The 9,188-nt window shown below is 65.8% G+C and carries 6 protein-coding genes; 5 read left to right on the forward strand and 1 reads right to left on the reverse strand.

Annotated features, from left to right (window positions below; all coding sequences use genetic code 11):
* The coding region (locus tag L995_RS18030; protein ID WP_047472863.1) for an ATP-dependent DNA helicase at positions 1 to 1,444 on the forward strand (1,444 nt) is incomplete at its 5' end.
* Here the strand turns inward: L995_RS18030 and L995_RS18035 are convergent.
* Complete coding sequence (locus L995_RS18035; RefSeq protein ID WP_016454842.1) at positions 1,407 to 2,198, reverse strand: outer membrane protein assembly factor BamD; 792 nt, start codon at positions 2,196 to 2,198, stop codon at positions 1,407 to 1,409. The genes L995_RS18030 and L995_RS18035 overlap by 38 nt on opposite strands.
* 212 nt (positions 2,199 to 2,410) lie before the next feature.
* Between L995_RS18035 and dnaE the strand changes: the two genes are divergently transcribed.
* From dnaE to L995_RS18055, 4 genes are all read left to right on the forward strand, one after another.
* Positions 2,411 to 5,944 (forward strand): DNA polymerase III subunit alpha, encoded by a 3,534-nt coding sequence (dnaE, locus tag L995_RS18040; protein WP_047218165.1) that lies wholly within the window; start codon positions 2,411 to 2,413, stop codon positions 5,942 to 5,944.
* Positions 5,945 to 6,077: 133 nt separating this feature from the next.
* Complete coding sequence (gene clpS, locus L995_RS18045; RefSeq protein ID WP_016454840.1) at positions 6,078 to 6,455, forward strand: ATP-dependent Clp protease adapter ClpS; 378 nt, start codon at positions 6,078 to 6,080, stop codon at positions 6,453 to 6,455.
* Between the two features lie 63 nt (positions 6,456 to 6,518).
* A complete protein-coding gene (clpA, locus tag L995_RS18050; protein WP_047472864.1) occupies positions 6,519 to 8,855 on the forward strand; it encodes an ATP-dependent Clp protease ATP-binding subunit ClpA in 2,337 nt (778 codons plus the stop codon).
* Positions 8,856 to 8,938: 83 nt separating this feature from the next.
* On the forward strand, positions 8,939 to 9,188 hold a 250-nt coding region (locus L995_RS18055; protein WP_047472865.1), incomplete at its 3' end, for a PLDc N-terminal domain-containing protein.

Consider the following 9,188-nt stretch of genomic DNA (forward strand, 5'->3'; position numbering starts at 1 on the left):
CCGCGTCGAGGCCCACCAGCTCAACGACACCGGCGTGCAGTTCGCTGGCCTGAGCCTGTCGGGCCAGCAATTGACGGGCTATGCCCGCGATGTGCTGCGCGCCGGCCAGGAACTGGCACGCGGCATGGCCGACTGGATGATGCTCTCGGCGCGTGTGGAGCAGGCACTGCGCGAGCTGCGCCTGGCCGCAGGCAAGCCCCCTGTGGGCGGACGTCTGTCCTGGCAGGGCGTGACGCCGCAGGGACTGGACGCCCAGAGCTGGCGCACGGCCCTGGTCACGCTGGGGCGCAGCCTGCGGGCGCTGGTGGAGCCGCTGGTGCAATTGCAGGTCAGCGATCCCGAACTGCGCAGGCTGCTCGAGCGCGGCAGCGAACTGCTGCGGCGCCTGGCCACCTTCGCGGCGGCGGCCGTGCAAGACACGGTGCGCTGGCTGGAATTGGGCAGCCAGCAGATGCGCATGCTGGAGTCTCCGCTGACCATTGCACACATCATGCGCACGCGGCTGCTGGGTCCGACGCAAGAGCAAGAGCAAGAGCAAGAGCATCAGGAAGGAAGCGGGCAAGACGCCGAGCCGCAGGAAAACGCACCCACCGCCCCGTACGAGCCGCCAGCGGGCACCGCCTGGATCTTCACCTCTGCCACGCTGGGCGACGACGAGCGGCTGAGCTGGTTCACCGAGCCCTGCGGACTGCGAGAGGCCCAGGTGCTGCGCGTGGACAGCCCCTTCGACTATGCGCGGCAGGCGGCGCTTTATGTGCCGCGGCCTTTTGCCGAGGCAGGAAGCCCGGCCCACAGCGCCGAGGTGGCACGCCTGGCGCTGGATGCGGCCCAGCGCCTGGGCGGCCGCACCCTGGTGCTGACCACCACGCTGCGTGCCCTGCACGCCATAGGCGACACGCTGCAGCAGTCGCTGGGGCTGTTCGGTGAACTTGATGTGCTGGTCCAGGGGCAGGCGCCCAAGCTGACCTTGATCGAGCGCTTTGTTGCAGCGGGCGAAGGCAAGGGCGCCAGCGCGGGGCGCGGCTGCATTCTCGTGGCATCGGCCACTTTCTGGGAAGGGGTGGATTTGCCTGGCGATGCGCTGCAGCTGGTGGTCATCGACAAGCTGCCGTTTCCGCCGCCCGACGATCCGCTGGTCGAGGCACGGTCGCGCAGTCTGGAATCCGTGGGCCGGCAGGCCTTTGCCGACTACATGCTGCCCGAGGCCGCGATGGCGCTCAAGCAGGGCGCCGGGCGCCTGATCCGGCGCGAGACGGATCGCGGCGTGCTTGTGGTCTGCGATCCCAGATTGACCGCCAAGGGTTATGGGCGGCGGCTGCGCGCTGCGCTGCCGCCCATGCGGACTCTGGAGGACGAGGCGGCCTTTGTTCAGGCCCTGCAGGCGCTGGCGCAGCCTGCGCCGCAGGTCACCACAGTTTCCACCACGACTTCTGCTTTGCCGTGACGTCCTTATCGGAGTCCTGGCCGTACGAGGCGGTCAGCACGCGCTGCGCATCGTCACGCAGCTGGGTCATGCCCAGTGCATCGTATGAGTTCACCAGGATCTGCATGGCCTCGCGCACGGCGGGCACGCCCTGGTAGTCCTTGACGGCGGTCTGCGCACGTGCGATGGCGGCCACGTAGGCGCCGCGTCCGTAGTAGTAGCGGGCCACATGGACTTCGTACTGCGCCAGCGAGTTGACGATGTACTGCATGCGCAGCCGCGAGTCTTCGGCGTAGCGCGACTCGGGGAAGCGCGTCACCAGCTCGCGGAATGACTCGAAGGAGTCCTTGGCGGCCTTCTGGTCGCGCTCGGACAGATCCTGGCGCGACAGCCAGGAGAACATGCCCAGGTTGTCATTGAAGTTGACCAGGCCCTTGAGGTACAGGGCGTAGTCGGTGGCGGGGCTGGCCGGGTGCAGCTTCAGGAAGCGGTCCAGCGTGGCCGTGGCCTGGACCTTGTCGCCGCTCTTGTACTGGGCATAGGCCTTGTCGAGCTGGGCCTGCTGGGCCAGGGGCGTGCCGGCGGCACGGCCTTCGAGCTTCTCGAACAGCGGAACGGCCTTGTCGAACGCACCGGACGCGGCTTCGTCGCGCGCCTCGGTATAGATGCGGTCCGGGGTCCACTTGGCAGTAGGGTCTTGTTGCGTACTGGAGCAGGCTGTCAGGACGCCTGCGACCAGCACGGCGGGAACGATGGACAGGGGAATACGCTGCATGGTGGACGTTTCTCGGGCAATCGAAGGGCGGTGAGAGGGTTGGCGGGCAGGGACGCGGGCCGCGCTGAGGGGCCGCATGAAGCCTGATTTTCCCGCAACCGGGCCGAGGCATTGTAACGGCCTGCGATGCCCGCCCCGCAGGCGGGGGCGGCGGCAAAGGCATGGCCGCGAACGGGTCCCGGCATTGCGGAGCTTTCTACAATGGCGCCCATATGTTTGTCCATTTGCGCCTGCACACCGAATTTTCCGTCGTGGACGGAACCAACCGCATCAACGCCATCGTCAAGGCCGCCGCCGAGGATGGGCAGGTCGCACTGGCCGTCACAGACTTCAACAACCTGTTTGGCGGCGTCAAGTTCTATCGCGAAGGCCGGGCCAAGGGCGTCAAGCCCGTGCTGGGCGCGGAAATCCAGATCGAGGGCGAAAACGGCGCCGCGATCTCGCGCATCATCGTGCTGGTGCAAAGCCCGCTGGGCTACCACAACCTGTCCGAGCTGCTGGCCCGGGGCTGGACCCGCAATGTGGTCAAGGGCCAGGCCGTGCACACATGGGCCTGGCTGCAGGAGCTGGGCGAAGGCCTGATCGTGCTGGCCGGCGCCCAGGCCGGCCCGGTGGGCCAGGCACTGATGCGCGGTGACGAGGCCGGCGCAGCAGCCGTCGCCCAGCGGCTGGCGAGCATGTTCCCGCACCGCTTCTTCATCGAGCTGCAGCGCGCAGGCCGGCCTGACGACGAAGCCCATGTGCTGGCCGCCGTGCAACTGGCCGATCGCCTGAACCTGCCCGTGGTCGCCACGCACCCCATACAGTTCTTCGGCCCCGACGACTACGAAGCGCACGAGGCGCGCGTGTGCATCGCCGAGGGCGAGATCCTGGCCAACCCCAAGCGTGTGCGCCGCTTCACGCGCGACCAGCATTTCAAGACCGTCGCGCAGATGCAGGCGCTGTTTGCCGACATTCCCAGCGCCATCGCCAACACCGTGGAAATTGCGCGTCGCTGCAGCCTGACGCTGGTGCTGGGCAAGCCGCAGCTGCCCAACTTCCCCGTGCCCGAAGGCATGACCATGGACGAGTTCTTCCGCCAGGAGTCCTTTGCGGGACTGGAGGAACGCCTGATCCATCTCTATCCCGACCCCGCCAAGCGCGAGGCCCAGCGCGAGCGCTATGTCGAGCGACTGGAGTTCGAGATCGGCACCATCCTCAAGATGGGCTTTCCGGGCTACTTCCTCATCGTGGGTGACTTCATCAAGTGGGCCAAGCTCAACGGCTGTCCCGTGGGTCCGGGCCGCGGATCGGGCGCCGGCTCGCTGGTGGCCTACGTGCTCAAGATCACGGACCTGGACCCGCTGGAATACAACCTGCTGTTCGAGCGTTTCCTCAATCCCGAGCGTGTGTCCATGCCCGACTTCGACGTGGACTTCTGCCAGGCCAACCGCGACCGCGTCATCGACTACGTGAAGCAGCTGTATGGCCGCGACGCCGTCAGCCAGATCGCCACCTTCGGCACCATGGCCGCGCGCGCGGCCATCCGCGACGTGGGCCGCGTGCTGGACATGAGCTACACCTTCTGCGATGGCATCTCCAAGCTCATTCCCAACAAGCCTGGCCTGCACGTCACGCTCAAGTACCCGCCCAATCCCAAGAAGGAGGGCGACAAGTACACCTACGCCATCGAGGCCGAGCCCATGCTGGCCGAGCGCATCGACAAAGAAGAAGACGTCAAGACACTGATTGAAATGGCCCAGAAGCTCGAAGGCATGACACGCAACATTGGCATGCACGCGGGCGGCGTGGTGATTGCCCCGGGCAAGCTGGCCGATTTCTGCCCGCTGTACCAGCAGCCGGGCAGCGACTCGGCCGTGGCCATGTACGACAAGGACGATGTGGAGGCCGTGGGCCTGGTGAAGTTCGACTTTCTGGGCCTGGCCACGCTGACCATCCTGGAGATCGCGCGCGAGTTCATCATCAAGCGCCACAAGGGCCAGGAGAACTTCGCATTCGAGAACATCCCGCTGGACGATGCGCGCACCTACCAGCTGTTTTCCGAGGGCAAGACCGAGGCCGTGTTCCAGTTTGAATCGCGCGGCATGCAGGGCATGCTGCGCGACGCCAAGCCCAGCCGGCTGGAAGATCTGATCGCCCTGAACGCCCTGTACCGCCCGGGACCCATGGACCTGATTCCCAGCTTCGTGGCGCGCAAGCACGGCAAGGAAGTGGTGGAGTATCCGCATCCGCTGGTCGAAAAGGTGCTGGCCGAAACCTACGGGATCATGGTCTACCAGGAGCAGGTGATGCAGACGGCCCAGGTGCTGGGCGGCTACTCGCTGGGCGGCGCCGACCTCTTGCGCCGTGCCATGGGCAAGAAGAAGGTCGAGGAAATGGTCATGCACCGCGGGATCTTCCGCGAGGGCGCGGCCAAGCAGGGCATCAGCGAGGAAAAGGCCGACGAGGTCTTCGACCTGATGGAGAAGTTCGCGGGCTACGGCTTCAACAAGTCGCACGCCGCCGCCTACTCGCTGCTGGCCTATCACACGGCCTGGCTGAAGGTGCACTACACGGCCGAGTTCTACTGCGGGAACATGACCGTGGAAATGGACAACACCGACAAGCTCAAGGTGCTGTACGAAGACGCGCTCAAGATGGGCATCAGCTTCGAGCCGCCGGATGTCAACCGCGGCATGTACCGTTTCGAGCCCGTCACCGACAAGGTCATACGCTATGGCCTGGGTGCCATCAAGGGCACGGGCCAGCAGGCCATCGAGGCCATCATCGCGGCCCGTGAAGGCCGTGGCGTGGGCCCGCGCGGCGCCGACAAGGGGCCGTTCAAGAGCCTGGCCGACTTCTGCGTGCGCGTGGACCGCACGCGCCTGAACAAGCGCACGCTGGAAGCCCTGATCAAGGGCGGTGCCTTCGATGCCATCGAACTGAACCGCGCGGCCCTGGTGGCCTCCATCGACCATGCCTTCGAGTTCGCCAACAAGACGCTGGCCAATGCCAACCAGGGCGGGCTGTTCGACATGATGGGCGAGGACGCCGTGGGCTCCAGCACCCAGGAGCCGCCCCTGGCCGATGCGTTGCCCTGGGGCGTGAAGGAGAGGCTGACCCAGGAAAAGACCGCCGTGGGCTTTTACCTGTCGGGCCATCTGTTCGACGAGGTCGAAAAGGAGGTGCGCCGCTTCGTGCGCACGCCGCTGGCCGAGCTGCGCGACAGCCGCGAGCCCCAGACCCTGGCCGGCATCATCAGCGACTTCCGCGCCATCAACGGCCAGCGCGGGCGGCTGGGCCTGTTCAAGATCGATGACGGCTCGGGCGTGATCGAGGCCTCGGTGGACGAGAACACGCTCAATACCTATCGCGATCTGCTCAAGGACGACGAATTCGTCGTCATCACCGGGCGCCTGCAACTGGACCACTTCAGCGGTGGCCTGCGCATGAAGGCTCAGCAGCTGTTCAACCTGGCCGATGCGCGCTGCCGTTTCGCGCGCTACCTGCAGGTCAGCGTGGGCGAGAAGATGCCCGACGTGGTCGGCCTGCTGCGCCAGTTCCCCGCCGTGGTGGAGCAGGGCGAGCATGGCGAGCTGCAGCGCGGCATGAAGGTGCGCCTGGGACTGGTCTGCGAGGACGAGCGCGGCTCGGCCAGCTGCGAGCTGGCCCTGGGCGACGGCAGCCGCTTCTATCCCAGCGACGCGGCCCTGGCCGCCTGGTATGCCCAGGCGGGCAGCGCCCAGGTCAAGGTGGTCTACGAATGACGCGCAAGGTGGCGCAGCGTCCGGTGGCGGCAAGCAGGCACTGCTTTGGTGCGTGCTGGCCAGCCTGGGCAGGCGCCGCGCTTGAATTCTTCAGGCACGCCTCGCATATCCCTTCCGGAAAACAGTGGCTCCGATGGCTAGAATGATTTTCATGGCAACCCAACCCCCTTCGACCCCTCCTGCCATTCCCACAGTGCGGCCCGTGTCCGATGACGACGGCGCCGTGGTGCTGGAGCGGCGGCGCCAGCGCGTGCAGCCGCCGCAGATGTACCAGGTCGTGATGCTCAACGATGACTTCACGCCCATGGAATTCGTCATCATCGTCCTGCAGGAACTCTTCGGCAAGGACCGCGAAACGGCCACCCAGATCATGCTCAAGATCCATCTCGACGGCCGCGGCGTCTGCGGCGTGTACTCGCGCGATGTGGCGGCCACCAAGGTCGAGCAGGTGCTGCAGGCCGCCCAGAAAGCGGGCCATCCGTTGCAGGCCATGTTCGAGCCTGTTGAATAAACCCGGGCCGCCCTGATTTATGGTTGCAGTCAATAATCCCCAGCAAGCGAAAAGGAGTCATCAATGATCGCCCAGGAACTGGAAGTCAGCTTGCACATGGCCTTTGTCGAAGCACGCCAGCAGCGCCACGAGTTCATCACCGTGGAACACCTGCTGCTGGCCCTGCTGGACAACCCCAGTGCAGCGGAAGTGCTGCGCGCCTGCTCAGCCAACATCGATGACCTGCGCTCGGCCCTGTCCAACTTCATCAAGGACAACACGCCCCAGGTCGCGGGCACCGACGAAGTGGACACGCAGCCCACGCTGGGTTTCCAGCGTGTGATTCAGCGCGCCATCATGCATGTGCAATCGACCGGCAACGGCAAGAAGGAAGTCACGGGCGCCAACGTGCTCGTCGCCATCTTCGGTGAAAAGGACTCGCATGCCGTCTACTACCTGCACCAGCAGGGCGTGACGCGCCTGGACGTGGTCAATTTCATCGCCCACGGCATCAAGAAGGGCGAGCCGCCCGAGCCTGCGAAGGCGGAGAACCCTGCGGAATCCGAAGAGGGTGCCGGTGGCGAGCGCAACGAAAAGGCCTCGCCCCTGGAGCAGTTCACGCTGAACCTCAACCAGGCGGCCAAGGACGGCAAGATCGATCCGCTGATCGGGCGCGACTACGAGGTCGAGCGCACCATCCAGATCCTGTGCCGCCGCCGCAAGAACAACCCGCTGCTGGTCGGCGAGGCCGGCGTGGGCAAGACGGCGATCGCCGAAGGCCTGGCCTGGCGCATCACCGAAGGCAAGGTGCCCGAGGTGCTGACCGAGGCCGTGGTCTATTCGCTGGACATGGGCGCGCTGCTGGCAGGCACCAAGTACCGTGGCGATTTCGAGCAGCGCCTCAAGGGCGTGCTCAAGTCGCTGAAGGACAAGCCCAACGCCATCCTGTTCATCGACGAAATCCACACGCTGATCGGCGCGGGCGCCGCTTCGGGCGGCACGCTGGACGCGTCCAACCTGCTCAAGCCGGCGCTGTCCAGCGGCCAGCTCAAGTGCATTGGCGCCACCACGTTCACCGAGTACCGCGGCATCTTCGAGAAGGACGCGGCCCTGTCGCGGCGCTTCCAGAAGGTGGATGTGGTCGAGCCCACGGTGGCCGAGACCGTGGACATCCTCAAGGGCCTGAAGTCGCGCTTCGAGGAACACCACAGCGTGCAGTACGCCGCTGCCGCCCTGCAGGCTGCGGCCGAGCTGTCGGCCAAGTACATCAATGACCGCCACCTGCCCGACAAGGCCATCGACGTGATCGACGAGGCCGGCGCCGCGCAGCGCATCATTCCGGTGGAGCAGCGCAAGCAGACCATCGACAAGGCCGAGATCGAGGCCATCGTGGCCAAGATCGCGCGCATTCCGCCTGCCAACGTGTCCAACGACGACCGCAGCAAGCTGCAGACGCTGGAGCGCGACCTCAAGAGCGTGGTCTTCGGCCAGGACAAGGCGCTGGAAGCGCTGGCCTCCTCGGTCAAGATGGCGCGCTCGGGCCTGGGCAAGCCGGACAAGCCGATCGGCTCCTTCCTGTTCTCGGGCCCCACCGGCGTGGGCAAGACGGAAGCGGCCAAGCAGCTGGCCTACATTTTGGGCGTGGACCTGATCCGCTTCGACATGTCGGAGTACATGGAGCGCCATGCCGTCAGCCGCCTGATCGGCGCGCCTCCGGGCTATGTGGGCTTTGACCAGGGCGGCCTGCTGACCGAGGCCGTGACCAAGAAGCCGCATTCGGTGCTGCTGCTCGACGAAATCGAGAAGGCGCATCCAGACATCTTCAACGTGCTGCTGCAGGTCATGGACCACGGCACGCTGACGGACAACAACGGGCGCAAGGCCGACTTCCGCAACGTGATCCTCATCATGACCACGAACGCGGGTGCAGAGACCATCAACAAGGCCTCGATCGGTTTCACCAACCCGCGCCAGGCCGGCGACGAAATGGGCGACATCAAGCGCCTGTTCACGCCGGAGTTCCGCAACCGTCTGGACGCCATCGTCAGCTTCAAGCCGCTGGACGAGCAGGTCATCCTGCGCGTGGTCGACAAGTTCCTGCTGCAACTGGAGCAGCAACTGGCCGAAAAGCGCGTGGAGGTCACCTTTACCGACGCGCTGCGCAAGCACCTGGCCAGGAAGGGCTTCGATCCGCTCATGGGCGCCCGTCCCATGCAGCGCCTGATCCAGGACACCATCCGGCGCTCGCTGGCCGACGAGCTGCTGTTCGGGCAGCTGGTCGACGGTGGCCGCCTGGAAGTGGACTGGGTGGCCGACGCCGACGATGCCGACAAGGGCGAAGTCAAGCTCGACATCACGCCCCAGCCCAGGCAGGACCCGGCTTCCGAGCCGGCCGAGCCCAAAGAGGCCACCGCCGACTGATGTGCATCCCCTGATGCCCATCGCGCAAGCCGACAGCCCTCCGGGCTGCCGGCTTTTTCTTTGATCCGCCCGAAGGAGTCTTTGTGGAGTGGCTTCGTCAGTACCTGACCCATGAGAATGCGCTGCTGCTGCTGTCGGTGACCTGGTCGGTCTATGTGGTGATCGTCGCGGTGTGGATCCTTTTGCAGCGCAGCGCACCCGTGGCCACACTGAGCTGGCTGCTGTCCATGGCGGCGATTCCCGTGGGCGGGCTGGCCATCTACTATTTCTTCGGCCCGCAACGGCTCAAGCGCCAGCGCATCAAGCGGCTGCGCGCGCGCAAGACATCCGCGG

This window comes from Delftia sp. ZNC0008, assembly GCF_000799035.1.
Lineage (GTDB): Bacteria > Pseudomonadota > Gammaproteobacteria > Burkholderiales > Burkholderiaceae_C > Comamonas > Comamonas tsuruhatensis.

Bases quoted from the DNA above. Each gene is read 5' to 3' on its own strand.
- L995_RS18035 (WP_016454842.1), bottom strand. From the start codon at position 2,198: ATGCAGCGTATTCCCCTGTCCATCGTTCCCGCCGTGCTGGTCGCAGGC.
- dnaE (WP_047218165.1), top strand. From the start codon at position 2,411: ATGTTTGTCCATTTGCGCCTGCACACCGAATTTTCCGTCGTGGACGGA.
- clpS (WP_016454840.1), top strand. From the start codon at position 6,078: ATGGCTAGAATGATTTTCATGGCAACCCAACCCCCTTCGACCCCTCCT.
- clpA (WP_047472864.1), top strand. From the start codon at position 6,519: ATGATCGCCCAGGAACTGGAAGTCAGCTTGCACATGGCCTTTGTCGAA.